Origin of the sequence: Pseudomonas sp. NPDC087336, from assembly GCF_044744285.1 — a bacterium.
Lineage (GTDB): Bacteria > Pseudomonadota > Gammaproteobacteria > Pseudomonadales > Pseudomonadaceae > Aquipseudomonas.
Genome location: NZ_JBIUYA010000006.1, coordinates 108,346 through 133,739, shown reverse-complemented (window position 1 = coordinate 133,739; position 25,394 = coordinate 108,346). Strand labels below are relative to the sequence as shown.

Below are 25,394 nucleotides of genomic sequence, written 5' to 3'. Positions count from 1 at the left end.
CCGAAGCGGCACCGACAAAACTACTTGGCGGCCCTGGCCCGTGCCTTATCTGCCAGGTAGGTCTCAAGCGTCACCAGCGGGCCTCGTTCGTGGTCCAACTGTTTCGTCGGGATGCCACTGAACGCAGTGGTCTCGTTGAACCAGCATTCCTGAGGTGGCAGGCCCCAGCGCAGTGACAGGCCGGGTTTGCGCACATCCCAGGCGACAGGCTCGACCTCGATATCGATCAGCAGATAGTGATCACAGAACAACTCCACGCGATGGCCATCGGGATCGCGCAGATAGACAAACAACACGCCAGCCGGACCATGCCGACCGGGGCCCCGCTCCACGATGTCGCCCATGCCCAGGTTGCCGGCGATGTCGCAGGCACGCAGGATGCTGTGGGAGTCGGAAACGGTGTAGGCAAAGTGATGCAGGCGCGGGCCCGGATTTTCCAGAAAAACGATGTCCTGGGTGCCGGGTTTGCGGAACATGAATGTCGCGATCAACTTCTCGTCCAGCGCCATGTATTCCGAGATGCGAAAGCCCATTTCTGCGTAGAAATCGGTCTGCTCCTGCACATTCGGAACCTGGATCTGGTAGTGGTCGAAGCGCATGGCCGCGCCACCCTTGAAGTCCTGAAACTGCGTGTACACACGGGGCGTCGTACTCATGGTGGCGCAGAGTTGCACAGGAGTGCCGGCCGGGTCATTGACCAGCAGCGTCCGGCCTTGATGCGGGACTTCGATCCAGCGTGCCGGCAGGCCTTTGGATTTGTAGAAGTGCTCCGCCTTGTCCAGTTCTTCTTCGGTGTACACCCGAAAGCCAATTGCTTCCGCTGAATGCTCACCGTTGTGGCGCTTGATCACCAGACTGTGGTGGCATACCTCTTCCAGGCCGCGGAAATAGAGGGTGTCGGCATCTCGTTCGGTCAGGACCAGGCCAATTACCTGCTCGTAAAAATCGCGACTGGCTTCCAGGTCGCGCGAGGTGATGACGGCGTGACTGGAGCGGGTGATATTGAACGGTGGGTAGTAGACCGGTTTTGGCAGTGGCATGGTGTGTCTCCTGATGTCTTTGTCAGAGCCGAGTGAAATCGGCTTCGTTGCTCAACTCGAGGGGGCCAGTCAACCGACCGGTCATGTTGTACCAACCAATATTGAACAGCAGCGCAACGCTCTGTTTTTGACCGAGGCCGTGGTACACGTCTTCCCACACTTTGTCGCTGACCTGCGCCGGTGCCCGGGTAGCGTCCCGCGCCAGGCGAAGTACGGCCTTTTCCAGATCAGAGAACAGAGCACTCTTTTCAAAGTCCCAGAGCGCGAGCATTTGCTCCTTGGAGACGCCCTCCTTGATGGCCCGATTCCAATGCGGATCGTGTTCGTAATGTGTGCCCATGGTCTGGCATGACATGACGATGGCCATCTCACGCAATTTCGGGTCGATGCCGTAGCCCTCGCGCACCGCGTCCGCCATGGGAATGAAGACTTCGAGGATCTCCGGGCAGATGGCCAGGGTCCGAAAGATTTGTGCATTCGGTGCGTGACCGCGCTTGGCCCGAAGCAGCGCAAAGGCTTGCGGCTCTTCGTCGGGGGTTGGCAGTTGAATACGAGGCATACAAAACTCCGCACGTTATTGTTGTTGGTCGGCTGCCGCAGCGTGGCTAATACAGCGGCAGCTTTCGCTTACTGGCCGTTGATCTTCTTGTCCCATTCGCCATTGCGGTCCAGGAACGCCCACACACGGTCTTGCGCCTCGCGGGCACCCGGATATCGCTCGCCGCGCATCTGGGCGTTGCGCCATGGATCGCCGGAGAAGAACTTCTCGTACAAGTTCTGCCGCCCGGCAAAGGACGAGCAGGACGCATCCCAGGCCAGTCGCAGCAGTTGCATCTTGCGTTCAGCGGGGATGTCGGCCCCGGCGCAGTAACGCTCGATGGCCGGACCGTTTTCGCTGTGGAGATCCTCCACCGTCGGCGCCACCACCACATTGCCGGCGCCCAGAAGTTGCAGGATTTCCAGCGCTCGGGCATGCATCGCCGGGTACTGGGCACGCACTACATTGAGCGGTTGTTCGTAGGGCACCACGGTGCCTCCAGGGCCTGGAATGCAATCAATCTCGGCCACGCGAATCAGGGCGCGTAGGGTCTCGACATACGCCACCAGTTCGGACAGTTGCACCATCACGTTCGGGAAACGGCTGTGGTTCACTTCCGTCAGGTTGTAGGCAATGCCCAGCAGGAACTCCATCTTGGCCAGGGAACGCGTGGCCGACTGGTGCGAACCATGCGGACCGGAAGGCGATTTCATCGCCGACTCCACGGCTTTGATACTGCGATACATGAAGACGCGTTCCCACGGAATGAACGCTTCTTCAAACCACAGCACGGCGTCCATCTCGTCCATCCGCGCTGTGAGCGGGTCGTTGGCAAAGCGGCCGTTGGTGGGGAATGAGGGACGGCAGATCATCTTCATGCCGGGGGTGTCGATAGGCGCGGCGAAGCCCACCGCATAGGCTTCGGCGTCTGCCACCAGAGGAAATTTCGCTGCGGCCGGCATGATCAACACTTCGTTGGCCAACGGACCGAGAGTGGCCACCGAACGCGCACCGGAAACGTAGATGCCGGCATCGGATTCGCGAACAACGCGCATCACCATGTCGCCTGGCTGTTCGAACATTTGCAGGCGTTTATCGATATCCGGCGAAACCAGCGAGTGGGTCAGCGCGAGGTCGTTTTCGCGAATGAACTCGTGGTAGTTGAGGATGTTCTGGCCAAACTGCTCACCACCGGCGGCAAACAGCTCATGGGCCGAGGCATGCGCGCTAACCATGACGTTCAGGAAGTCGGGCGTGCGGCCCATCATGCCGCCCACGGCATCCATCCAGGTTTTCATCATATCCCGGCGCAGTCGCAGATCCTCGGCAGAGCGAGGCAGCATGAACGACCGCCCGACACGCGCACCGGAGGTGGGCGACACAAACGTCATCTTGTCCTGCTGGGCCGGATCGCACTGGATGTCATACAGATCCGCGATGGATTGAATCGCGCCACGGAAACGGCGGTCAACCGTCACATCCTTGATGCGCTCCCCATCAATCCACACGGAACGACCATCGCGAAGTGAGTCGATGTAGTCGGCTCCGGTGCGCACTCCTGGTCGGGCTCCACTCATGGCAGGCGATTTTTTATTTGCGTTGTTTTCCATGGGTAATGCTCCTGCATTTGAATCGTTTGGCCTGAGGCGGTTATGCCCGCCGCAAGTGAAATTCAGTTGTTGTTTGCACGCCTCGATACTATTGAGACGGGCAGGTTTTAAGAATTTGTAAGTTGGACCAAGAGCTTTTCCAGATTGGAAAAGGCCACGCGATTCAAAGGCCGAACTCCGCAGCCAGCGCGAGTACATTCCTTGCCCGCGCCATGACCGGCGCATCGATCATGCGACCATCGAGCACCACAACGCCGCCTCCGGCAGCCTCGGCCAAACGGCAAACGGACTGTGCCCATGCGATGTCTTGTGCCGAAGGCGTGAATGCCGCAGCGGCCTCGCTCACCTGGCTTGGATGGATCAGCAGTTGGCCACTGAAACCGTGCCGGCGCGCACGGGCGGCGTACGTGGCCAGGCCCGCCTGATCGCCTATTGCCGTGAACACGCCGTCGACCGGGGCTGGCAGGCCTTCCCGTCGACTGGCAAGTACCAACAGGGCGCGCCAGGGCAGGAACACCAATTCCTCTGGGTCCGATTCGTCGGGGATCAGATCGAGTTCGACGGCCAGGTCCAGCTTGCCGAACATCAAGCGCGCGCAACCCGGCGCAGCGGCGATATGCGCCAGCCCGTCAACGCCCTGCACGGTTTCAACAATGCACAACACCGGTTTGCCACTGACGCCAAAGGCGTGCTGAACCTGCGCAGCGTTATCCGCCTTGGGCAGCATCACGCCGGCGATGCCAATGTGGCGACAGGCCACGAGGTCCTGCTCGTGCCACAGCGTGTCTGCGGCATTGATCCGCACGACAACCCGCTCATCAGGGTTGGCATCCAGCCAAGTGGTCAGCGCCAGTCGCGCAGCGGGCTTGTCGACAGGTGCCACCGCGTCTTCAAGATCGACGACAACAACGTCAGTACCGCTGGCCAGCGCTTTCGAAATGCGTTCGGGACGATTCGCGGGAACGAAGAGAAAGGTCCGCGCGCGACCCAGGTTCAATTGTCGAATCGCCATCACACTACCTTCCTTGCGCGCAGTTCGGCGGCGCGGTCTGTGTAGCCGAGCTCGCGAAGGATCGCCTCGGTATGCTCACCCAGTGCCGGCACGGGGCCCATTCGGGCGGGATGAGCACCGCCCATGCCTGGCGGCTGTAGCGCGGGCACTGGCCCGGCGGGCGTATCCACGCGGGTCCAGCGCTTGCGCGCCGCGAGTTGCGGATGGTTCCAGATGTCGCTCATCGTGCTGACGTTGGCGTTGGCGATGTCGGCAGCATCGAGACGGGCCATGACTTCATCGGCGGTGAGACTGGCGAAGCGCTGCTCGATCAGTTCGCTCAGGGCATCGCGGTTGGCGGTACGCCGCGCATTACTGGCAAACCGCTCATTTGTCGCGAGTGCGGCATCGTCCAAGAGTTTTTCGCAGAACACGGACCACTCACGTTCGTTCTGCAGGCCGAGCATCACGGTGCGACCATCGCCTGCGCGGAACGGCCCGTAGGGATAGATCGTCGCGTGGGACGCACCTGTGCGACGTGGCGGCTCCTGCCCCTCGTAGGCGTAGTACATCGGGAAGCCCATCCACTCGACCATTGCGTCGATCATCGCGATCTCGATGCGCCGACCACGGCCGGTTTTGCCGCGCTCGATCAGCGCTGCGAGGATATTGGTGTAGGCGTACATGCCCGCCGCGATGTCGGCGATGGAGATGCCAGCCTTGACCTGTTCTTCGGGCGTGCCGGTGATCGACAGGAAGCCCGCCTCGCTTTGGATCAGCAGGTCATAGGCCTTTTTCTCGGTGTACGGACCGCCTTCGCCATAGCCCGAGATGTCGCACACGATCAGCTTCGGATTGATCGGTGCGAGCGCCTCGTAGGACAGCCCCAGTCGGGCCGCCGCGCCGGGGGCAAGGTTCTGCACCAGTACATCAGCCTCGGACAGCAGCTGCATCAAGATCTCGTGTGCTTCGGGCTGCTTCAGGTCAAGGGTCAGGCTTTCCTTGGAGCGGTTGACCCAGACGAAATGCGAAGCAAGGCCATCGACGCGCTCGTCATAGGCGCGGGCAAAGTCGCCGCTGCCAGGTCGCTCGACCTTGATGACGCGGGCACCCAAGTCGGCAAGATGACGCGTCGCCAACGGAGCTGCGATCGCGTGCTCAAGCGAGATCACCGTGATGCCTTCGAGCGCAAGGACCGGTTTGTTGTCAGCCATGGCGGATTCCTCAGAAAGAGCGCGGCAGCCCGAGCAGATGCTCAGCGACGTAGGCGTAGATCAAGTTGGTGGAGATGGGCGCTACCTGGTACAGGCGGGTCTCCCGGAACTTGCGCTCAATGTCGTATTCATTGGCGAAACCGAAACCGCCGTGGGTCTGCATGCACACATTGGCGGCCTCCCACGAGGCTTTGGCCGCCAGGTACTTGGCCATGTTGGCTTGGGCACCACAGGCCTGGTGCGCGTCGAACAGCTGACAGGCCTTGAAGCGCATCAGGTTGGCCGCCTCGATCTCGATGAACGCATCGGCGATCGGAAACTGCACGCCCTGGTTTTGCCCGATCGGACGGTCGAACACCACGCGCTCGTTGGCGTATTTGACGGCTCGTTCCATGAACCAGTAGCCGTCGCCGATGCACTCGGCGGCAATCAAGGTGCGCTCGGCGTTGAGACCGTCGAGGATGTATTTGAAACCCTTGCCCTCCTCGCCAATCAGGTTCTCCTCGGGGATCTCGAGGCTGTCGAAGAACAGCTCGTTGGTCTCGTGGTTCACCATGTTGGGGATCGGATGCACGGTGAGGCCCCTGCCGATCGCATCCTTGAGGTCGACGATGAAGATCGACATGCCTTCGGACTTTTTCTTCACTTCGGCAAGCGGTGTAGTGCGTGCGAGCAGGATCATCAGGTCAGAGTGCTGCACCCGCGAGATCCACACTTTCTGGCCGTTCACCACGTAGCGACCGTCCTTCTTCACCGCATTCGTCTTGATCTTGGTGGTGTCCGTACCGGTCGTAGGTTCGGTGACCGCCATCGACTGGATACGCAACTGGCCCGACGCAATCTTCGGCAGGTATTTCTCCTTCTGCGCCGTGCTGCCGTTACGCAGCAGCGTGCTCATGTTGTACATCTGGCCATGCACGGCGCCGGCGTTGGCTCCCGAGCGGTTGATCTCCTCCATGATCACGGACGCTTCGGTAAGTCCCAGGCCCGAGCCGCCGTACTCCTCGGGGATCATCGCGGAGAGCCAGCCGGCGCCGATCAACGCGTCGACAAACGCCTCAGGGTAGTCACGCTGTTCGTCAATCTTGCGAAAGTAGTCGTCCGAAAACTCGCCGCACAGGGCACGCACGGCGTCGCGGATTTCCTGGTGTTCGTCAGGGGTATAGAGCATGGTCATGTGGGTTTCCTGTGCTGTTTAGGGGAATCGCGGCAAAGCGGTGCCCTTGATGCTTCTTTACAGAAGCACCGTGTTGAAAATCTGTTTGGATTGAGCTGTCGAGTCAGTCGAAGGTGACTTCAGCCCTCATCGTCAGTCGCCCGTCGCAGTCGATCCACAATTCGGCACTGTCCGGGCCTGTGAGCTGACCGCACACGTCAAAGTCAGCCATGTCGAAAAGCGGGCCGACGGCGCGGAACGCGAAGCGTCGGATACGCCTGGACGGATGCTCGCCCCGAAAGGCTTCGAGCAGCAGCGTGGCGGCCAACGGCCCGTGCACGACAAGACCGGGATAGCCTTCCTCCCGGGTGGCGTAGGGCCGGTCATAGTGAATACGATGGCCGTTGAACGTCAGTGCCGAGTAACGGAACAGCAAGACCGGCTCGGGATGGATACGTTTGCGAAATTCGGCGCGGCCTTCGACTGTAGCGCCCGCAGGCGGAGCACCTTTTACGGTGGGCTGGCGGAAAACGATGTCCTGTTCTTCAACCAGGCACACTCCTCGCTCACCCGAGATGGTGTGTTCCACGGTCACGAACACCAGATCCCCATTGCGTCCGACCTTGAGCTCGCAGCGAATGATGCGCGAAGCCCGGGTAACAGCCTCGCCAACCCGCAGCGACTGCTCGAAGCTCAGGCGCCCGCCTGCCCACATGCGGTTGGGCAAGTCCACTGGCGGCAGGAATCCGCCGCGTTCCGGATGCCCATCGTGGCCCATTTCGCTGTCCCGGGCATTTGGCGTGAAGTACACCCAGTGCCACAAGAGCGGCAACTCGGCGCCCTCCTGCAAGGCATCGGGATCAAGGTCGAGTGTGGCAGCCAGCGCCTGGGCGACGCGCTGATCGATGCGGTCAGTGCGCCGTTCTTCACGGCCCACCCACTGGGTCAAGTCAACTGGGGTTAGCGTATTACAGTCGTTCATGCTCACCTCCTCCATCACGCGTTCCGCCGACGTACAGCCGGCAGGTCAGTGCAACTGCCATGGGCGACTTCCGCCGCCATCCCTACCGTTTCACCCAACGTCGGATGAGGGTGGATGGTCTTGCCGATATCCACTGCGTCGGCGCCCATTTCGATGGCCAGGCACACCTCACTGATCAGATCGCCTGCACCTGTACCCACAATGCCGCCGCCAACCACACGATGGGTGTCGGCATCGAACAACAGCTTGGTGAAGCCTTCATCGCGACCATTGGCAATCGCGCGTCCCGAGGCGGCCCATGGGAAAACCGCAGCCTCGACATTGATGCCTTTGTCCTTTGCTTCCTGTTGGGTCAGACCGGCCCAGGCCACCTCTGGATTGGTGTAGGCAACGCCCGGAATTTGCAACGCATCAAACGTGCTGCGCGCCAGTTCGGGATTGTCCTGGGCCTCACCGGCCGCCACTTCAGCGGCGACATGCCCTTCATGGACGGCCTTATGAGCAAGCATGGGCTGGCCGACAATGTCGCCAATCGCGAAGATATGCGGCACGTTGGTACGCATTTGTTTATCCACGGCAATGAATCCACGCTCACTGACGTTGATACCGGCCTTGTCGGCATCCAGTTGGTCGCCATTGGGTTTTCGCCCGACAGCCACCAGCACCAGGTCATAGCATTGCGGCTCGGTGGGGGCTTTTTCGCCCTCGAATGTCACCCAGATACCCTGCTCGCTGGCCTCGGCGTTCACCGTGCGAGTGTTCAACATCAGCTGATCGAAACGGTGGCTGTTGTGTTTTTCCCAGACCTTGACCAGATCGCGATCCGGTCCCTGCATCAAGCCGTCCAGCATCTCGACGACATCGATGCGTGCGCCGAGGGCCAAGTAGACGGTGGCCATCTCCAACCCGATAATCCCGCCGCCCACCACCAGCATGCGTTTCGGCAAAGCCCTGAGTTCCAGGGCACCCGTGGAGTCGACGATGCGCGGATCCTGCGGCATGAACGGCAGTTTTACCGCCTGGCTGCCCGCGGCAATCACGCACTGTTTGAAGCGGATGACCTGCTTTTTACCGGTCGGTTGCTGGCCTGCTCCCGAGGTCACTGCAACCTCGACATGATGGGAATCGAGAAAGCGACCGACGCCACGGACGACGTCAACGTTGCGCCCCTTGGCCATCCCGGCGAGCCCGCCCGTCAACTTGCCAACCACCGACTCCTTGTGCGCGCGCAGCTTGTCGAGATCAACCTGGGCGGCACCAAAATAGATCCCCAGTGAAGCCAGATGCGGTGCTTCCTCCATCACCGAGGCGATATGCAGCAACGCTTTGGAGGGGATGCAGCCGACGTTCAGGCACACGCCGCCCAGCGAGGCATAGCGCTCGACCACGATGGTTTTCTGCCCCAGATCCGCCGAGCGAAAGGCCGCGGAATAACCGCCGGGACCACCGCCCAGAACGAGCACGTCGCACTCCAGGTCAGCGCCAGCGGATTGCGCCGAAATGGGCGCCGGAACCGCAGCGGCGGCAGATGGCGAAGGCCGGGCTGCGACGTCATTCGACTCCAGCGTCAACAGCACCGCGCCTTCCTCGACTTTCTCGCCGACCTTGACCAACACCTCCTTCACCACGCCAGCAGCAGAGGAAGGCACATCCATCGTCGCCTTATCGGATTCCAGCGTGCAGACGGCGTCATCCACCGCAACGACATCACCTGGTTTGACCAGGATCTCAATCACCGGCATGGCGCCCGCGTCGCCGATACCTGGCATCTTCACTTCAATAATCTGACTCATGGGCGTTCCCCTCACAGTGTGATTCGACGGAAATCAGCCAACAGATCAGCCAGATGTTGAAGAAAACGTGCCGCAGCCGCGCCATCGACGACGCGGTGATCCCATGACAGTGCCAGAGGCAGAATCAGGCGCGGTGCAAAGGCGTTGCCATCCCAAACCGGTCTGATTTGCGCACGCGTCACACCGAGGATCGCCACTTCCGGCGCATTGATAATCGGCGAAAAACCGGTCCCGCCAATGCCACCCAGGCTGGAAACGGTAAAGGTGCCTCCAGTCATGTCCGCCGGGCCCAACTTGCCGTCCCGTGCTTTTCTTGCCAACTCACCGCATTCGCTGGCGATCTGGCCAATGCCCTTTTGATCGGCATCGCGAATGACCGGCACCACCAGCCCGTTCGGCGTGTCAGCCGCAAAACCGATGTGGTAGTACTGCTTGAGGATCAGGATCGGCTCGCCGTCTTCGTTGCCCAACGAACTGTTGAACTGAGGGAAGGCTTTCAAGGTAGCCACCGCTGCCTTGATCAGGAACGCCAGCATCGTGTACTTGATCGCGTCCTTGCCGCCTTCCAGGTTGAGCTGAACCCGAAACGCTTCAAGCTCGGTGATATCGACTTCTTCGTTGTTGGTGACGTGGGGGATCATCACCCAGTTGCGTGCGAGATTGGCGCCGGAGATTTTCTTGATGCGCGACATAGCGACCTTTTCGATCGTGCCGAACCGGGCGAAATTGACGTCCGGCCATGGCAGCAGGTTGAGTTCTCCTGCGTGTCCGGAACGCGGCGCTGGGCTGTCTAGGCGAACCAGGGCGTCCTTGACGAAACGCTCGACGTCTTCACGAAGCATGCGCCCGCCTTTGCCAGTGGCTACCACACGAGAGACGTCAACGCCCAATTTGCGCGCAAAGCTGCGCACCGAAGGGCTGGCGTGGGGTTTCGGCCCACACGTATTCACTGCCTTTGGTGCGGTAGCTGCAACAGAGGCAACCGGGATCGCCGCTATAGGAGCAGACGGCGCATTCACTGGCAGATCAAGCGCTGCGGGGCTTGTGGCTGCACGATGATCGGCGGGTGCCGCATCGACGGCCATCTGCAACGTGAGGATCGAACTGCCTTTGGAAACCCGATCCCCTTCCTTGATCGTCACCGACACCACGGTGCCGGCGCCAGGGCTCGGAACATCCATCGAGGCCTTATCCGATTCCAGAGTCAGCAATGGATCATCGAACGCCACCTTATCGCCTGGCTTGACCAACACCTCGATCACCGGGAGGTCTTTGAAGTCCCCAATGTCAGGGACATGAATCTCTCTGATTTCACTCATGACTTACCGTCGCCCAGAAATGGATCCGTTGCGGGTTCACGCAACGGAGGGAGCGCTCATCGAGCGCATGCGAAAAGAAAACCTGTCAGCACGTCCACGGCGCCGGGCGATCACCTTTCAGGTCGTAGCGCTCGATGGCTTCAGCCAGCACCTGACGTGGCAAACGCCCGTCGCGGACCAGACCGTCCAATGCGGCCAGAACCACCTGATGACGATCGACTTCAAAAAAGCTGCGCAAGGCGGTGCGGGTATCACTGCGGCCAAAACCGTCGGTACCCAACGCAATGAAGCGAGCATCGACGTAGCTGGCGATCAGTTGTGGCCAGGCGCGAACATAGTCGGAGGCGACAATCACCGGTGCATCGCCTGCGAGGGAGGCGCACAGATGGCTGACTTGCTCAGGTTCAGAGGGGTTCAGACGGTTGTGGCGCTCAACGTCCCGCGCTTCACGGGCCAGCTCGCTGAAACTGGTGACGCTCCATACTTCGCTCGATATCTGCCAGTCAGCCGCCAGCAGTTCGGAGGCCGCGATCACTTCTCGCAGGATGGTCCCGCTGCCCAACAACCGTACCGTGCCACGTGAGGAGTCGGCATCCGTCACCGCATAGCGATACATACCGCGAATGATTTGATCCTCGACACCGGACGGCAGCGAAGGCTGAGCGTAGTTCTCGTTCATCACCGTGATGTAGTAGAACTCGTCGACATCGCGCTCCATCATCTGGCGCATGCCATGGTCGACAATCACCGCCAGCTCGCCCGCGAAAGCCGGGTCATAGGCGCGGCAGTTGGGAACAGTGGCCGCTACGACATGGCTGCTGCCATCCTGGTGCTGCAGCCCTTCCCCACCCAATGTGGTTCGGCCTGCGGTGGCCCCCAGCAAGAAGCCGCGAGCACGTTGGTCCGCCGCTGCCCAGATCAAATCGGCGACACGCTGAAAACCGAACATTGAGTAGTAGATATAGAACGGCAACATCTGTTTGCCATGAACGCTGTAGGAGGTTGCGGCAGCCGCCCAAGAAGACAGTGCCCCCGCTTCCGTAATGCCCTCTTCCAACAGCTGACCATCGCAGGCTTCACGGTAATAAAGCATGGAGCCTGCATCTTCCGGCTCATAAAGCTGACCCAGCGGCGAGTAGATACCGATCTGGCGAAACAGGTTGGCCATGCCAAATGTCCGCGCTTCGTCCGCAACGATTGGCACGATCCGAGGCCCCAGTTCCTTGTCCTTGAGCAAACCGCCGAGCATCCGTACCACCGCCATGGTAGTGGACATCTCTTTGCCGTCGGCCTCGAATGCAAAGCGTGCGTAATCAGCCAAGGCAGGCACAGCGACATGTTCGTCACCCTTCTGCCTTGCCGGCATATAGCCGCCCAATGCCGTTCGGCGCTCTCGCAGATAACGCATTTCCTGGCTGTCCTCGGCCGGGCGATAGAAGCGCAATTGCGCTACGTCGTCGTCCGACAGCGGCAACGCAAAACGATCACGAAAGGCCTTGAGTGCGTCGATATCCAGCTTCTTGGCCTGGTGCGAAGTCATGCGCGACTCACCCGCACCGCCCATGCCGTAACCTTTTTTGGTTTTGGCCAGGATGACCGTCGGACGTCCCGAGTGCGATTTGGCAGCAGCGAACGCCGCATGCAGTTTGCGGAAATCGTGACCACCGCGTTTCAGGGCATCAATCTCGGCATCGGACATGTGCGAGACCAAATCCTTGATCTCTGGATCTTGCTGGAAGAAGTGCAGCAAGTTGTAGGCACCGTCCTTGGAGCCCAGCGTCTGGTATTGGCCGTCGACGGTCTGGGCGAAGCGTTGCAACAGGGCATTGTTCGTATCCCGTGCAAACAACGGATCCCAGTCGGAGCCCCAGATAACCTTGATGACATTCCAGCCGGCACCGGTAAACAGCGCCTCGAGCTCTTGAATGACCTGGCCGTTGCCACGCACCGGACCATCCAGGCGCTGCAAGTTGCAATTGACGATAAAGGTGAGGTTGTCGAGTTTTTCCCGCGCCGCGAGCGTGAGCCCGGCAATCGATTCGGGCTCATCCATTTCACCGTCACCAAATACCCCCCAGACATGGCGGTCGGCTGTTTCGGCAAGATTACGGTGCTCCAGGTAGCGCATATAACGCGCCTGGTAGACCGCACTGATCGGGCCAATGCCCATCGACCCGGTCGGGAACTGCCAGAACTCGGGCATCAACCACGGGTGCGGGTAAGAACTCAGGCCATTTCCACCGACTTCCTGGCGGTAGTTGGCCAGTTGCTCTTCAGACAGCCTTCCCTCAAGAAAAGCCCGGGCATAGACGCCAGGTGCCGAGTGCGGCTGATAAAACACCAGGTCGCCACCGTGATGTTCATCACGGGCGCGGAAAAAGTGATTGAACCCGACTTCAAAGATCTCGGCGGCAGAGGCATAACTTGCGATATGCCCGCCCAGGTCTCCGTAGGCCTGGTTTGCGCGCACCACCATGGCCAATGCGTTCCAACGAATGATCGAAGTGATCCGTTCCTCGACAGCAAGGTCGCCTGGATAGGGACCCTGCCGTTCAATCGCAATTGTGTTGCGATAGGCCGAGTACGGGTGCACGTGCGAGGTGATGCCAAGTGCTCTTGCGTGTTGCTCTAACTGTTTGAGCAGGAACTGACCGCGCGCGGAACCGCCATCGCGCACGACAGCCTCCAGCGACTCCAGCCACTCCTGCGTTTCATCCCGATCAATATCCAGCGATGCCAGTGACCCGGTGATCGAATTTTCGTTTAGCGAACTCATGTCTGCCTCCCCCTTCTTGTTGTTTGCTTAGAGATGAACCGACAGAACGTGCCGCCGTACTAAGCTGCTTAATTTCGGCATCAAATGCCGGCGTGAATGACCCCTTCAGGATGCCGTGCGAAAATCTCCAACCGCCGCGTTGAGCGCGCCGCCCACCTGCTCCAACCCACGCACCGACGCCTCTAGTAATCCGCTGGCGGCGGTGCTTTGTTCCGCGACTGCCTGTACTCGATCCATGCTTGCGCCAACCTGTCCAGCCACCGCACTTTGCTGTTCGGCTGCCGCAGCGATCTGCTGACTCATCTGCTCCACGGTCGACACCGCCGCGGCGATTTCCTGTAGCGCCTGAGAGGCCTGCGCGGCCAGCACAACGCTTTCGCCGGTCAGCGCCTGGCTGTCCTGCAAGCGAGTGGCCGCCTGCCCGGCGACGATCCGCAGCTGTTGGATGATGGCGGCGATGTCATCAGTAGAGGTTTGGGTGCGTCGCGCCAGGTTGCGTACCTCGTCCGCCACCACGGCGAAACCACGACCGTTTTCGCCGGCACGTGCCGCTTCAATCGCAGCATTCAGGGCCAGCAGATTGGTCTGCCCGGCCAAGGCACTGATCACGTCGAGCACCTTGCCAATCGCCGCGCTCTCGTTAAGCAGCGAGTCCATGGCCTCGGAACACCCGCTCATTTCCTGTGCCAGGTGACCGATCTTGGTGGTCGCCTGCTGCACTAACGCTTCGCCTTTGCGTGCCTGGCCATTGACCTGTTCGACGGCGTGGCGGGTCTGACTGGCATTGCGCGCGACGTCTTGGGCAGTCGCGGCCATCTGCTGCATGGCGGTGGCCGCCAGTTCTGTCTCCTCACGCTGCGAGTCGACGCCCTGCCGAGTACGCTCGGTGACCTGCACCAGACTGTCGGCGGCCTGGTTCAACTGCCCGACACCCTGACCAATCCGACCGATCAGCCCTCGTAAACTTTCCAGCATGACCCCGACGCTGCCGAGCAACTGGCCCAGTTCATCGCGGCGCCCCGCAGCATCGATCTGCGCGCTGAGATCGCCCGATGCCACGCGCCGGGTCAGTTCAACCGCCTGACGCAGCGGTTGCAAAATCAAGTGGCGAATCAACAGACCCGCGCCGACGCCGAAACCGAGCGCCAACAGCGCAATCCCCTGAAGCAGCCGCGATACCCACTGACTCATCGACTGTGAGGCCTGCACCTGTGCGATGCGGGCTTCGCCAAGCAGTGCGCTTACCTTCTCGGCGGCGACATTCATCGCGGCCTGGCTATCGCTGGTTTGATCACGGCTCGTGGCGTAACCGTTGAACGCCGTGCGGTATTCATCCAGTGCCGTGCGCGCCTGGGTCAGCGACTCACGCTCCGAACCCTCGAGGCGCAGCTCCAGGTTTTCCATGTACGAACGCAGCTCAATAACCCGCGCCTCCCAGGCGTTGCGATCCTCCGTACTGCCTTGCAGCGTGAAATAGAGTTCGCTGTCACGCAGGTTGGCCAACTTGTCACGTAACGTGGAGGCTTGTTCAAGTTGCAGCATGCGTACCGAATCAGCCGGCTGCGCCCTCGAAGCCAGAAGGTTGACCGCGTCGAGCTGGTCCAGCATTACCACGGTAAATCGCTCGCCAACCACCTGTGCCAGTTGCTGCATGCGCAGTCGAGCCTTGCGGGCATCGCGCTGGGCTTGAGCGTACCGCTCGAACTGGGCGAGGTAACTTTTTGCGGCGTCGATGGAGCCGCCCTGCCCGGCTTTCGCCTCGGACATTTCAAGTAGCGAGACGAGCTCACCGATCAGGGTGGAAACCTTGTTGGCCTCATCCTCAGCCAACTCCAGGCCGAACGCCTTTACCGCTACCTGCGCTTGCAACATCAACGACTCAACGGATGCGACGTCGTTCATCTTCTCGGCGCGGACTTCGAGCACGTTGAAGGCATAAAACGCGGTCGCTGCAACGCCTAAGGTCGATAACAACACCAAACCAAAACCCAGCGACAGCTTGGTGCCCACTGACAGGTTGCCCAGTACACGAGCGATCATCGGGATCCGCCTTTGCACATCGAAGGCGAATCGAATCCGAGCGAAAATGGATATGGCTGATGGCACCAAGGCGAACTGCGCATATGAGATCTTCTTGTTGTTGTTTTTCGATTTCCGACGTTCTGCGTCGCTTGCGTTTAGAGCCTATCTCCTAGGCGTGCGGCTCGGCCAATGGCCAATAATGATGTGGGTTAGCTGAATCGCTAATAGCCCTGGAGTTACCCGCCGAGCCGCCGCATTGCACGAGCGGCCCGCTGAAAAGGTAGGCGTCTACCGATCCATCTCAATCAGAAAGTGCTTTCCTGAAGTTTGCGTACTCCTTTCGGACAAACTCGTCGAAGGTCGTAGCGGGACGGCCAAGGAGAAAGGACAGCACGTTGGAGTTACCGACAAAGTCGTGGTTACTGTAATGCGCGGCAATGGCAAGGTTCATGCGCAACATATGCTGGAGCGCGTCGGGTTCAAGATTGCCGAAACGCTCGCGTACGAACACTTCGACATCGAATCGCTCGACCTTGATTTCACGTCCAACCACGTTTGAAGCGACCGCACCGATTTCGTACGCGTTGAAGCGACCGGGCCCCACCAGCTCATAGGTTGCACCCCAGTGACGCTCGGGGTCAGAAAGAACCCGCGCAACCACCTCGGTAACGTCGCCCAGGTCCACCATCGATTGTCGTTTTTCCAAGGCCCACGCCAGACGGAATACGCCTTCCTCAAAAACCGCCTTCATGCGTGAAGGCAACATGTAGTTGGCTGGCTGCAGAATGGTGTATTCGAGCCCGGAGGACAGCAGATGTTCTTCAATGTCGCGCTTGATCTCATGTTGGATCAGATCACTGGCAATGGCGTGTAGCACGGAACTGAACACGAAATGCCCCACGCCCTCCGCCTTGGCCGCGTCGATCATGGCGAAACCCATCGCGCGCTCTTCCTGATGGAGCGTCGGCCCGATGTGGTACACGCTGGATACGCCTTTCATGGCCTGGGCAATGAACGCCGGATCGGCAAGGTCGCCCATCAGCACCTGCTGCGCACCGAGCGCTCGCAGTTGCTCGGCCGACGCTGCGGTTCTTACGCAGGCCCGCACGTGGTGGCCGGACGCGAGAAGCTTGGGCACCAGCCGTTTGCCCTGGTTGCCGTTAGCCGATGTTATGAGGATCAATGAACTCATCTCCTGAAAGAAAAACAACTAGGCTGCCAAGCCGTTGAACACATCAGAAAAACAACGTCAGGCCGACTTGCAGGTTAAGTGCATCTTTGACATCCGGACTGAATGACGGATGCTCGACATAGCTGAGCCCCGTACGTAAATACGCACCTGCAGCCAGACGCATGTTATAGGCAAGCGTGGTGGACCTCGAATCGTCAGCGTTCGAGACATGGAAGTTATCGAGCTTCTTGTTGGCGTCGTCGCTGTAACTGGTAAAACCGTATTCCAGCGTCACCATATCGAACGGGCGCGAATCCATCGGCCCTTTTGCGAACACACGGAAGCCGTAATACAGATCGAACAAATTGCGATCTTCCGGTGCCGACATCCAGGTAAAGCCGGCATAAAGACCGCGTGAGGCGATGGCGCTGTCGAACTGGTAAAACTGGTAGTCACCCAGCACGTAGCCCGCATAGTTATTGTCACTGCGCTCGTTACTTAAAAACTGGCTGTACTCCGACGTGTTGTAGATATAACCGGCACGCAGCCACGCATACGGGGTGCCTGGCGTCGCGTTGCGCTTGAACCCGAGCTCATCGATGTACAGCGCGCCGGCATGATCAACGTGCAAGTCGAGCTCACCTAGATGGCGGTCGATTTCCGCCCCCATACCGTCAGGACTGATGCTGCGTTGCACGCCAAACTTGTTGTAGAAGTTCCCGACGTTCAGGGTCACATTGGCTGCAGGGCTCGAAATGGGTGCGTGGCTCAAGCCGACCTGATAGGGAATAAGCGCCTGCAGGCCTTGGGTGCCACCTACTAGCGTGCCGCCAGTGAACGGCCCGATAAACTCCAGGTCGTTAGGCAACACACCGATTTTGAATTCAACGGTTTTATCCCACAGGCTCTGGTAGTACGCGATGCGCGTGTAGCTGAATTTGGAGGATGGATTTACTTCATCCCAGCTGGAGTAGTAACTGCCAATCCCCAAAATGAACTGGCCATTTTCCAGGCCTACTCGCCCCAGGTCGTAGGTAATTCCTGCCACCAGGTTCGACGAGTAAGTGGGTCGCTCACCGCTGTAGGCTTGCGGATTATGCCGGTCGTGATCGAGGTAGTTATTGGTGAAATTGGACATGTTGAGGATGTTGAAGCCGATGCCATGCTCGGCAAGGTCATTTCGCAGTCCACCCGCATCACCGAGGATGCTTTCGGACGGCGGCGGCAACTCGGTCAGTTGGCCGTGCTCTACCAATGCGTCGATTTTCGCGAACTGCTTTTTTCGCTCGATAATGTGGCCAAGCAGTTGACTGTCAGGCAGTGATTTCTTCGCTACTGCCTGATCAAAAGAAGAAACCGGCAGCTTCAGTTCCGGGGCAACCTGCCCGACTAAATCCTGTTTGGAGGTCGTTGTTTCAGCGCGAGCATTCAGCGAATGAGCTACCCATAAAGCCAGGGATGCCGCGAGCGTAAGGCGTATAAACTCAGGCGCACACTTACGGATTCGGTTCATCCCGATTGAGTTGGGCCGCATACTTTTCCCTTTTTATTTTTGTTGTATTCAGAAGCTAACGATATTGAAAACGCGTTATGTCACCTTGGCTGCGGTGGAAACCCAGGCCTGTTGCGGCGACTTGGCGGACAGGCACAGCAAGCCAAACGCAAGGGCCGGCAGTATCGGGAACAGCATCAGGCCCAAGCTGTAAGAGCCGCTTTTATCGAAAACCATACCCAGCACGATGGGGCCGATGATGGCTCCCAGCAGCGTGACCGAAAAGGCGCTGCCGAAGATCCGCGCGTAAGCCAGGCGCCCAAATCGACGGGCAATGAGATAACCCAAAATATCGATTTCCGCGCCTTGCGTTGCTCCAATCAGAAAGCTGGCAAGCAGCGCCCAACCTGGACCATTCATGAGCATCACGAAACCGGCCAACTGGCACGCGAGAAAAATACCGGCCACGGTGCGTGTGTGCAGATGATCCAGCAAGGCGCCACCGCAAAGTCGTCCGAATAAAGACCCGACAGAGCCAGCAGCAACGATGCCGGCAATCTGAGCGGCAGATACGCCCCAGTCCGACAACATCGCAGGCAGGTGAAAACTGGCGCCCACAGCGCCAAACAGCACCAGCACAAAGGCCAGCGAATACAACCAGAAATCGCGCGTTGCCAGAGCACTTCGCAAGGTCAGACCGTCCTGGCCGAGTTGGTTTTTTTCGCCGCTGCGTTCCGCTTCTGGAATCGGCCCCTTGTTGTCACGAACAAACACGGCGAGATTGACCAGGCCAATCACCAGGGCAATCGCCCCTCCGATCACAAATGCCTCACGCCAGCCATGCAGTTCGATGTTCTGCGAAATAAGGTAGGAAAATCCGCCGGTGCCCACCGCGAGGCCCGACGAGGTGATGGCAAAGGCAAGCCCCAGGTGTTTGTCGAACCAACGCTGGGTCAAGAACAGAAAGGCTGGATAACTCGCCAGGTTGCCCAAGGTAACACTCAGCGCCGTAATTGCGACAAACGCGCCGAAGGAATGAGTGAGCGACAGACACATGTAGCTGCCGCACCCCAACACCGTGCCAATCAGCGCGACCCGGGCCGCGCCGAAGCGGTCGACCAGATAGCCGGCCAGCGGCATCACCAGGGCATTGCAGATGGCAGCGGTCGAAAGAATGATGGAGAAATCCGTACGGGACCAGCCGAACTCCCCCGCCACCGACTTCATGAACAGGCCCAGCGGAATCAGGAGAATGGCGGGCGGCGCGATGGTCATCCCGAGAAAGCATCCAACAAGCACTGACCAACGTTTCATTTTTTGTTTCCTTATTATTGTAATAGTGCACGACCTGACGCTTGGAGCTTGCTGGCGGTTTGGCTAGCCTTAAAAGGCCCCAGCCAAATAGTTAGCTCGGCGGCATTTTGGCTATCCATATTGGTGAGAACTGTTGTCATTTGACCCTGAAACCCGGTCTGGGGTCTTCACGAGACTACGTCCACCCACCAACAATATCAACAGCAGTTGACATAAGCTAACGAGTGGTCTCCTCGCGGCGATGAAAAAAACGATCATCAACAATGGGGCGACAACGGCATTCGATTGATTAGTCCCGAGTGGGGCTACTGAGAACACGTCACTTCAATTCCAAGAAGCGTTGGGCTTTCCCAACGTCTTGGAGAAATTGACGGAGGCACTGTCAGAAGGAGCGCGAAGCGCGCTTATCCTTTGAAATGAGCCAAAAAGAGCAAACGAAGACGCCTGGAGAAGAGCACGTACAAATCCTCAAGGGGTATCTGCCCGCGTACGGCAATAGCGGGCTGAACGCCGATTATGGGCCGCACCCTCCCTTTCGACAGGTAATAAACGGCCAGGAGCACACACTGAAATAGTGACATGAACGATCAGGTTTCCATGTGGTGAATTCCTCCAGCCGTCGTACCATGGGCAGGTCGACAGAATGGAGGTTGATATGGCAAATGCTCAGGGCAAACGAGTCGTTATCGTTGGTGCAGGTATCGTGGGCGCTTCGCTGGCGTATCACCTGGCTGATAAAGGCGCGAATGTCACCTTGGTAGAGGCCGAAGGGATCGCGTCGGGAGTGACTGGACGTTCATTCGCCTGGATCAACACCCGATACGCAGGACCTGACCCCATTGCAGAACTGCGCGGCGCTGCAATCAAGGCATATCGTCGACTCGAATCCCGGTTGCCTGACCTGAATATACGCTGGACAGGTGCTTTGTCTTTCAACGCGAAGACAAATGAAGCGCTGCCAGTTTCAGGTAAACAGGCTCCGGTAAATCGGGTATCCCGATCGCAGATTCTCGGCCTTGAACCCAATCTCAAGCATCCTCCTCAATCTGCTTTGTATGCGGCTGATGAAGGGGCGCTGGACGCAGTGGCAGCCACCCATGCGTTGATTGCAGGTGCCCAGGCATATGGGGCGAAGATTCTCACCCAGACGCGTGTTCTGGGCTTTGTAACCCAAGGCGCGAAGGTGACGGGCGTTGATACGACAATGGGCATCATCGATGCTGATGTTGTCGTACTTGCAGCCGGGACAGGCATCACGAAACTGACAGATATGCTCGAGGTGTCTCTTCCGGTAGAGGCTTCGCCTGCCATTTTCATTCGTTACAAATCACAACCCAACCTCGTGCACACCCTCATTTCCAGCCCTGAGATGGAAGTGAGACAAAGCTCGGATGGTACGTTGCTGGCAGCAGAAGACTACCTGGATGACACCATTGAGAGTCAGCCCGCAGCGATAGCGCTTCGAACGGCCGGGACAATCCAGAACCAACTCCATGGGACGGGTTCCATCAATGTGCAATTGGCTTGTGTCGGTCTCAGGCCCATACCTGCGGATGGCCTCCCCATCATCGGTTATCTACCAAACGTGGCCGGTGTCTATGTCTGTGTAATGCATCCTGGAGTCACTTTGGCGGCGATAGTGGGGCTTCTTGCCAGCGAGGAAATCATTAACGACAAGGTAGCCAGCGCCCTTTGTTCATGCCGGCCCGATCGATTCCTTCAAATGTAGTGGGGGCGATTGTAAGGCCGCTTCTGGCCGATTTCTGCCGGTCGTCACCGTCCGCTTCGGGTCGTTCTCTGCCGGTCGTGTCCGTGAAACGTGGCGGTCAAATACGATGCAAATGACTGATCAGGCCGAATGCAAGCAGTTACCCAGACTTTGATGTCAATCGTTCGTGTTACTACGTCCGGCGGTTGGCGAACAGTTAAGACAGTGCGGTTTCGCCGCACCGAACACTGCGACCACGCGGGCCAACGCCGTTTCGCCTGCGCGCATGTCCATCGGCTCGGTGGCGAACCAGATGGCGTCGATACGGATCATTGTGAGAGGCTGCGGATGAAATGTGCGCAGGCGTCCGGGTCGCAGATGGGCCATTGACCGTGATGATTTGTCGCCCAGCGGCAGAGCGATAACCACCGCTTTGTCAGCGTGCCGTTTACGTATCGGTTGCAGCGGTACGAACGCCGGAAGTGGCGCGACAGCCTTGTCGCGGTAAATCGGCAGCAACTTACGAATAACGTTGGCATTGATGCCTTGGCTGCCCACCTCAAGCGCATCCGGAAACTGGATCGCCTGCGACTGCATGGCATGAGTGGCGCAACCGATGAGGTCACACTGGCGGCTTCGGTACAGAACCTGCGGCGTCTGGTCAAACTTACATCTCAAGCGCCGCATACCCTGGGATAGGTGCGCCTGCAAGCAGCTAAAAACCTCAAATTAACCCAATAACAAAGCAACAATGGTCAACGAAGGGCCGAGAAACCACTCAACTTGGTGAGGAGGTTCTCCGGTGGTAGCCGTGCCTGAGTTCATGTGAACTGAAAATCCGACTTTTTCAACAGAATCGACCGATTGCGGATCATCGCTACAGTTCGAATCCGCCACAAAAGATCAAATGGCCTGGATACGCGCCGTGTGTGAAGGGGTGGAAGTCGAGATGTCGGGCCAGCGCAAGAAGGCTTTCTGCGGTGCGGCATTGAACAGCCGCACTGCGAGGTGCACCTCCAGCTTAGCGAGCCTCTTGGCTCCACCGTTGATGTTCAAGTTTAGGGGGCGTTTGCGCGGCTGTCCGTTACAACTCACCAGCGCTGACTACAACATTATCAATAAGCCGCGTCTTCCCTAGACGCGCCGCGACGAGAATAACCAGATTGCCGGACGTTTCCGACGTAAGGCTTAAATCGTGCGCGTTCCTTATTTCCAGATATTCCAACTGGAACCCAGAGGAGGTTATGCGCTTACATTGCTCATCTAGCAGTTGTTCAACGTCCAGACTTCCGCGCTGTAAAGACAGGGCAACGTCCTTGAGGCACTGATAAAGGATCGGAGCAGCGGCGCGCTCTTGGTCATTGAGGTAGCCATTGCGGGACGAGAGTGCCAAGCCATCAGGGGCCCGGACGGTCGGCGCACCGAAGATTTCGATCGGGATGTTCAGGTTTCTGACCATCGACCTTAAGACGGCCAACTGCTGATAATCCTTCTCCCCAAATACAGCTATATCTGGCTGAACCACGTTGAACATCTTATTGACGATCGTCGCCATTCCATTGAAATGTCCCGGCCGAGCCGCACCACAAAGACCGTCTGATACTCTCGGAACACTGACAATTGGTTGGGCCTCAAACCCCTCGGGATACATCTCAGCCACATTGGGTAAAAACAGCAAATCACAGCCAGCGTCCATTAACTTGGCCTGGTCGGCCTCTGGCGTCCGAGGATACTTTTCCAAATCCTCTGAAGGTCCGAATTGAAGAGGATTTACAAAGATAGTCGCCACCACGAAATCAGCGTGTTGTTTAGCTACATCTATCAATGCGATGTGACCCTCATGCAAATTGCCCATCGTAGCGACGAGCGCGACTTTCTTGTTTTCGCTCCGTGCGCGGCCCACAATTTTGCGAAGCGCGAGAACCGTTTCCACTATAACCATCAGCTACTCCCCTTTCGTATTTCGACCACGAGTTTGCCCACCGCCTTGCGCAGGCGAAGTGCTTCGAGCGCATCTCCTGCGCGAGCCAACGCATATTGCTGTGAAATCAATGGACGCAACTTGCCTTCCGCGTGCCAAGCAAACAGCTGCTGGTAGTTGGCCTGGTTTTCTTGCGGCTGGTGCTGGGTGAAAGCCCCCCAGAACACGCCCAGGACCGCCGCGCCCTTGAGCAGAGTGAGGTTGACCGGCAATTGTGGAATGCGCCCGCTGGCAAAACCGATCACCAACAAGCGGCCATTCCAGGCAATAGCCCGAATCGCCTGATCGAATAAATCGCCCCCCACCGGATCGAAGATCACATCGGCACCACGGCCTTCGGTCAGCGCATTGACCTGCTCCTTGAGACTGCCGTTGCCATAGCAAATCAGCTCGTGGGCACCTGCTGCCCGGGCCACTTCCAGCTTCTGCTTGCTGCTGGCGGCCGCAATGACGTGTGCCCCCATCGCCCTGCCGATCTCAACGGCAGCGAGGCCCACCCCACCAGAAGCGCCCAGTACCAACAAGGTTTCGCCCTTTTGCAGCCTGGCACGCTGACACAAAGCATGCATCGACGTGCCATAGGTCATACCGAAAGCTGCTGCGCCAGCAAAATCCATGCGGGTCGGCATCAACGTGACCTGGCTTGCCCGTACCACTACCTGCTCGGCGAAACTGCCCCAGCCGGTCAATGCCATGACTTTGTCACCCGGCTGCAAATGACTGACCCCCGCCCCCACCGCAGCCACTATCCCGGCCGCCTCGCCTCCTGGCGCAAATGGAAATGCCGGCTTGATCTGGTACTTGCCTTCGATCAGCAAGGTATCGGGAAAGTTAACGCCGGCCATATGCACATCGATAAGGACTTCGTCGCTCCCGGGCACAGGGCTCGGGATATCTTCCAGAACCAGGCTATCGGCGGTACCGAATGCTTTGCACAGCAGCGCTTTCATAAGTATTCCGCGTCAGTAGTGGGTACCAGTCTGGCAATAGCTGTCATACCATCAGTTATACTCACCTCCGACACTGGACGCAAACATGACCGAAGAAGTCATCTATCAGGACCTGCAGAACGGTATTGCGCTGATCACTCTCAATCGCCCGAATAAGCGCAATGCAATCAACGTCAGCGCTTCACGCACCCTCGCCCGCCTGGTCGAAAAAACTGAAGCCAACCCTGACATTCGGGTCGTGGTCTTGACAGGGACCGGGCCTCTGGCGTTTTGCGCAGGTGCCGACCTCGACGACATCGCTGCCGGTATCGGCGAACAGATCGCCGTCAACCAATCCGGCATGTGTGGCCTGATTCATGCCGAGCGACGCAAACCCTGGATTGCTGCCGTTCGCGGCGCGGCGCTTGGCGGCGGCACTGAGCTGGCGCTGGCCTGTGACCTGATCATTGCGGGCAACAATGCCAGCTTCACCTTGCCCGAGGTCAAGCGTGGATTGATCGCTGGCGCAGGTGGTATCTATCGACTGATCCGACGCATTGCACCGGCCGTTGCGATGGAGTTGCTGCTGACCGGCAATCGACTTGAAGCCGACCGCGCAAAAGCACTCGGCCTGATTAATCAGTCAGTCGACGATGAACACGTGCTGGAGACTGCCCTTCAACTGGCTCGACAAATCGCAGCCAATGCACCACTGGCCGTTCAGGAGACTCTGATGGTAGCCCGCCAGGCTCTGGCGCTCGGAGAGTCGCAACTACGCCTTGACGTCGAAGCCGCGGGTTTGCGGTTACAGGCATCTGAGGACGTGCAGATCGGTGTACGTGCATTTCAGGAAAAACGTACGCCCGAATGGAAAGGCAGATAATCATCGCTGGCACAGCGGCACAGGGCTGCCACCACGTGATAACTGACCACATGATAGTTAGTCAGAAGCCCCGCCCCCCCCCCCCGGATTACCCCGGAAAAAAGCATTGGCGTCATTGGCAGTTCATGAAACCCGAGGTTATATTACTCAAAAGTAACGTATGAGCATCATCCCACCCTTCACTCAAGGTCAAAAACTGACTAACAGTCAATAACCCTTGTTCCGCCACGCCCAAAACATAACAAGAGGCTGATGGAAATGAAGAAATGGCAGTGCTTCTTCTGTGGCTTTACCTACGACGAAAATCTGGGCTTACCTGAGGAAGGCATCTTGCCCGGGACGTTGTGGGACGACATCCCCGAGACATGGATCTGCCCGGAGTGCGGGGCAGCCAAGCAAGACTTCGCGATGATCGAAACAAGCTGAAACGGCTCATGTCAGCCATAACCCCCACCGATTATCGACCCCTGCACCT

At 58.7% G+C, this 25,394-nt stretch carries 20 protein-coding genes and 2 pseudogenes; 4 read left to right on the top strand and 18 right to left on the bottom strand.

Translation table 11 applies throughout. From position 1 onward, the window contains the following. Positions 1-20: 20 nt before the first annotated feature. The 15 genes and pseudogenes from ACIO0C_RS08110 to ACIO0C_RS08040 all read right to left on the bottom strand — a co-directional run bounded on the left by ACIO0C_RS08110 (position 21) and on the right by ACIO0C_RS08040 (position 19,379). Positions 21-1,040, bottom strand: a complete 1,020-nt coding sequence (locus ACIO0C_RS08110) for a VOC family protein (RefSeq protein WP_401310060.1) — start codon at positions 1,038-1,040, stop codon at positions 21-23. A gap of 22 nt (positions 1,041-1,062) precedes the next feature. Beyond that, positions 1,063-1,599 (bottom strand): carboxymuconolactone decarboxylase family protein, encoded by a 537-nt coding sequence (locus ACIO0C_RS08105; protein ID WP_401310059.1) that lies wholly within the window; start codon positions 1,597-1,599, stop codon positions 1,063-1,065. A gap of 68 nt (positions 1,600-1,667) precedes the next feature. Continuing rightward, positions 1,668-3,188, bottom strand: coding sequence for a 4-hydroxyphenylacetate 3-hydroxylase family protein (locus tag ACIO0C_RS08100; protein ID WP_401310056.1), 1,521 nt, complete (start codon positions 3,186-3,188; stop codon positions 1,668-1,670). A gap of 163 nt (positions 3,189-3,351) precedes the next feature. Next, a complete protein-coding gene (locus ACIO0C_RS08095) occupies positions 3,352-4,200 on the bottom strand; it encodes an HpcH/HpaI aldolase/citrate lyase family protein (RefSeq protein ID WP_401310054.1) in 849 nt (282 codons plus the stop codon). Beyond that, the gene (locus tag ACIO0C_RS08090) at positions 4,200-5,393 is read right to left on the bottom strand and encodes a CaiB/BaiF CoA transferase family protein (RefSeq protein ID WP_401310051.1); all 1,194 of its coding nucleotides are present in this window, start codon (positions 5,391-5,393) and stop codon (positions 4,200-4,202) included. Before ACIO0C_RS08090 ends, ACIO0C_RS08095 begins: the two co-directional genes overlap by 1 nt. 10 nt (positions 5,394-5,403) lie before the next feature. After that, the gene (locus ACIO0C_RS08085) at positions 5,404-6,564 is read right to left on the bottom strand and encodes an acyl-CoA dehydrogenase family protein (protein WP_339554584.1); all 1,161 of its coding nucleotides are present in this window, start codon (positions 6,562-6,564) and stop codon (positions 5,404-5,406) included. 109 nt (positions 6,565-6,673) lie between these two features. Continuing rightward, positions 6,674-7,531 carry a MaoC family dehydratase N-terminal domain-containing protein gene (locus tag ACIO0C_RS08080; protein ID WP_401310048.1) on the bottom strand — a complete coding sequence of 286 codons (858 nt, stop codon included), beginning with the start codon at positions 7,529-7,531 and terminating at the stop codon, positions 6,674-6,676. A 14-nt stretch (positions 7,532-7,545) separates the two neighbouring features. Further along, positions 7,546-9,324: a dihydrolipoyl dehydrogenase gene (gene lpdA, locus ACIO0C_RS08075; RefSeq protein WP_401310045.1), complete on the bottom strand. Its 1,779-nt coding sequence runs from the start codon at positions 9,322-9,324 to the stop codon at positions 7,546-7,548. Positions 9,325-9,335: 11 nt separating this feature from the next. After that, complete coding sequence (aceF, locus tag ACIO0C_RS08070) at positions 9,336-10,643, bottom strand: dihydrolipoyllysine-residue acetyltransferase (RefSeq protein WP_401310043.1); 1,308 nt, start codon at positions 10,641-10,643, stop codon at positions 9,336-9,338. 85 nt (positions 10,644-10,728) lie between these two features. Next, positions 10,729-13,419 (bottom strand): alpha-ketoglutarate dehydrogenase, encoded by a 2,691-nt coding sequence (gene mdeB / locus ACIO0C_RS08065; protein WP_401310040.1) that lies wholly within the window; start codon positions 13,417-13,419, stop codon positions 10,729-10,731. A 105-nt stretch (positions 13,420-13,524) separates the two neighbouring features. Beyond that, positions 13,525-14,394 (bottom strand): methyl-accepting chemotaxis protein, encoded by an 870-nt coding sequence (locus tag ACIO0C_RS08060; RefSeq protein ID WP_401310317.1) that lies wholly within the window; start codon positions 14,392-14,394, stop codon positions 13,525-13,527. Beyond that, positions 14,389-15,459 (bottom strand): annotated as a pseudogene (locus ACIO0C_RS08055) (HAMP domain-containing protein); the annotation flags it as partial. The pseudogene ACIO0C_RS08055 and the gene ACIO0C_RS08060, both read right to left, overlap by 6 nt. A 283-nt stretch (positions 15,460-15,742) precedes the next feature. Beyond that, a complete protein-coding gene (locus ACIO0C_RS08050) occupies positions 15,743-16,633 on the bottom strand; it encodes an SDR family oxidoreductase (protein WP_401310037.1) in 891 nt (296 codons plus the stop codon). A 43-nt stretch (positions 16,634-16,676) separates the two neighbouring features. After that, entirely contained in the window at positions 16,677-18,146 is a 1,470-nt protein-coding gene (locus tag ACIO0C_RS08045; RefSeq protein WP_401310034.1) for a carbohydrate porin, read from the bottom strand. 54 nt (positions 18,147-18,200) lie between these two features. Next, positions 18,201-19,379 (bottom strand): MFS transporter, encoded by a 1,179-nt coding sequence (locus ACIO0C_RS08040; RefSeq protein WP_401310031.1) that lies wholly within the window; start codon positions 19,377-19,379, stop codon positions 18,201-18,203. 682 nt (positions 19,380-20,061) lie between these two features. On the opposite strand from ACIO0C_RS08040, the gene ACIO0C_RS08035 reads away from it, so the two are divergent. Beyond that, positions 20,062-21,147: an NAD(P)/FAD-dependent oxidoreductase gene (locus ACIO0C_RS08035; protein WP_401310028.1), complete on the top strand. Its 1,086-nt coding sequence runs from the start codon at positions 20,062-20,064 to the stop codon at positions 21,145-21,147. A gap of 156 nt (positions 21,148-21,303) precedes the next feature. On the opposite strand, the gene ACIO0C_RS08030 is transcribed toward ACIO0C_RS08035, so the two are convergent. After that, the gene (locus ACIO0C_RS08030) at positions 21,304-21,723 is read right to left on the bottom strand and encodes a hypothetical protein (RefSeq protein ID WP_401310325.1); all 420 of its coding nucleotides are present in this window, start codon (positions 21,721-21,723) and stop codon (positions 21,304-21,306) included. On the opposite strand from ACIO0C_RS08030, the pseudogene ACIO0C_RS08025 reads away from it, so the two are divergent. Next, positions 21,664-21,825: pseudogene (locus ACIO0C_RS08025) on the top strand (IS5/IS1182 family transposase); the annotation flags it as partial. The gene ACIO0C_RS08030 and the pseudogene ACIO0C_RS08025 sit on opposite strands and share 60 nt — an antisense overlap. Positions 21,826-22,210: 385 nt before the next feature. Here ACIO0C_RS08025 and panC read toward each other — a convergent pair. Together panC and ACIO0C_RS08015 are read right to left on the bottom strand one after the other, a co-directional pair. Beyond that, the gene (gene panC / locus ACIO0C_RS08020; RefSeq protein ID WP_401310026.1) at positions 22,211-23,068 is read right to left on the bottom strand and encodes a pantoate--beta-alanine ligase; all 858 of its coding nucleotides are present in this window, start codon (positions 23,066-23,068) and stop codon (positions 22,211-22,213) included. Beyond that, complete coding sequence (locus ACIO0C_RS08015; RefSeq protein ID WP_401310025.1) at positions 23,068-24,057, bottom strand: NADPH:quinone oxidoreductase family protein; 990 nt, start codon at positions 24,055-24,057, stop codon at positions 23,068-23,070. The genes panC and ACIO0C_RS08015 overlap by 1 nt, the downstream gene beginning before the upstream one ends. An 85-nt stretch (positions 24,058-24,142) precedes the next feature. On the opposite strand from ACIO0C_RS08015, the gene ACIO0C_RS08010 reads away from it, so the two are divergent. Further along, positions 24,143-24,919, top strand: coding sequence for an enoyl-CoA hydratase-related protein (locus tag ACIO0C_RS08010; RefSeq protein WP_401310022.1), 777 nt, complete (start codon positions 24,143-24,145; stop codon positions 24,917-24,919). A gap of 252 nt (positions 24,920-25,171) precedes the next feature. Continuing rightward, positions 25,172-25,345 carry a rubredoxin gene (locus ACIO0C_RS08005; protein ID WP_401310019.1) on the top strand — a complete coding sequence of 58 codons (174 nt, stop codon included), beginning with the start codon at positions 25,172-25,174 and terminating at the stop codon, positions 25,343-25,345. Positions 25,346-25,394 lie beyond the last annotated feature (49 nt).

Excerpts from the sequence above, each read along its gene's own strand:
- ACIO0C_RS08085 (WP_339554584.1), bottom strand. The coding sequence starts at position 6,564 with ATGCTCTATACCCCTGACGAACACCAGGAAATCCGCGACGCCGTGCGT.
- ACIO0C_RS08030 (WP_401310325.1), bottom strand. The coding sequence starts at position 21,723 with ATGCAGTCGCAGGCGATCCAGTTTCCGGATGCGCTTGAGGTGGGCAGC.
- ACIO0C_RS08100 (WP_401310056.1), bottom strand. The coding sequence starts at position 3,188 with ATGGAAAACAACGCAAATAAAAAATCGCCTGCCATGAGTGGAGCCCGA.
- ACIO0C_RS08050 (WP_401310037.1), bottom strand. The coding sequence starts at position 16,633 with ATGAGTTCATTGATCCTCATAACATCGGCTAACGGCAACCAGGGCAAA.
- ACIO0C_RS08090 (WP_401310051.1), bottom strand. The coding sequence starts at position 5,393 with ATGGCTGACAACAAACCGGTCCTTGCGCTCGAAGGCATCACGGTGATC.
- ACIO0C_RS08015 (WP_401310025.1), bottom strand. The coding sequence starts at position 24,057 with ATGAAAGCGCTGCTGTGCAAAGCATTCGGTACCGCCGATAGCCTGGTT.
- ACIO0C_RS08060 (WP_401310317.1), bottom strand. The coding sequence starts at position 14,394 with ATGCTGGAAAGTTTACGAGGGCTGATCGGTCGGATTGGTCAGGGTGTC.
- ACIO0C_RS08080 (WP_401310048.1), bottom strand. The coding sequence starts at position 7,531 with ATGAACGACTGTAATACGCTAACCCCAGTTGACTTGACCCAGTGGGTG.
- aceF (WP_401310043.1), bottom strand. The coding sequence starts at position 10,643 with ATGAGTGAAATCAGAGAGATTCATGTCCCTGACATTGGGGACTTCAAA.
- ACIO0C_RS08095 (WP_401310054.1), bottom strand. The coding sequence starts at position 4,200 with ATGGCGATTCGACAATTGAACCTGGGTCGCGCGCGGACCTTTCTCTTC.
- ACIO0C_RS08040 (WP_401310031.1), bottom strand. The coding sequence starts at position 19,379 with ATGACCATCGCGCCGCCCGCCATTCTCCTGATTCCGCTGGGCCTGTTC.
- lpdA (WP_401310045.1), bottom strand. The coding sequence starts at position 9,324 with ATGAGTCAGATTATTGAAGTGAAGATGCCAGGTATCGGCGACGCGGGC.
- ACIO0C_RS08010 (WP_401310022.1), top strand. The coding sequence starts at position 24,143 with ATGACCGAAGAAGTCATCTATCAGGACCTGCAGAACGGTATTGCGCTG.
- panC (WP_401310026.1), bottom strand. The coding sequence starts at position 23,068 with ATGGTTATAGTGGAAACGGTTCTCGCGCTTCGCAAAATTGTGGGCCGC.
- ACIO0C_RS08045 (WP_401310034.1), bottom strand. The coding sequence starts at position 18,146 with ATGCGGCCCAACTCAATCGGGATGAACCGAATCCGTAAGTGTGCGCCT.
- ACIO0C_RS08005 (WP_401310019.1), top strand. The coding sequence starts at position 25,172 with ATGGAAATGAAGAAATGGCAGTGCTTCTTCTGTGGCTTTACCTACGAC.
- ACIO0C_RS08105 (WP_401310059.1), bottom strand. The coding sequence starts at position 1,599 with ATGCCTCGTATTCAACTGCCAACCCCCGACGAAGAGCCGCAAGCCTTT.
- mdeB (WP_401310040.1), bottom strand. The coding sequence starts at position 13,419 with ATGAGTTCGCTAAACGAAAATTCGATCACCGGGTCACTGGCATCGCTG.
- ACIO0C_RS08035 (WP_401310028.1), top strand. The coding sequence starts at position 20,062 with ATGGAGGTTGATATGGCAAATGCTCAGGGCAAACGAGTCGTTATCGTT.
- ACIO0C_RS08110 (WP_401310060.1), bottom strand. The coding sequence starts at position 1,040 with ATGCCACTGCCAAAACCGGTCTACTACCCACCGTTCAATATCACCCGC.